The sequence below is a fragment of the Cupriavidus sp. SIMBA_020 genome, assembly GCF_046535395.1.
In the GTDB taxonomy this organism is placed as follows: domain Bacteria; phylum Pseudomonadota; class Gammaproteobacteria; order Burkholderiales; family Burkholderiaceae; genus Cupriavidus; species Cupriavidus campinensis.
In genome coordinates this window covers 1-242 of the sequence record NZ_JAWRWU010001488.1, presented here as the reverse complement: position 1 = coordinate 242, position 242 = coordinate 1, and the positions used below count along the sequence as shown (strand labels likewise).

The 242-nt window shown below is 65.7% G+C and carries 1 pseudogene; it reads left to right on the top strand.

Annotated elements, in window-relative coordinates:
- Positions 1-242: pseudogene (locus SB751_RS34535) on the top strand (twin-arginine translocation pathway signal); the annotation flags it as partial.

Sequence of the window (242 nt, the reverse complement as noted above, 5' to 3'; positions counted from 1 at the left end):
CAAGGATCTGGTCGCGCGCGCCAAGGGCGTGCTGATCTTCCCTGACGTGTTGAGCGGCAGCTTCTTCATCGGCGCGCAACACGGCAAGGGCGTGCTGCGCGTGGGCGGCGCCAACGCCGGCTACTACAGCACCACCGCCGGCTCGATCGGCTTCCAGGCGGGCGCGCAGTCCAAGGCGATGTTCGTGCTGTTCATGACGGACGAGGCGTTGAACAAGTTCCGCAACAGCAATGGCTGGACGG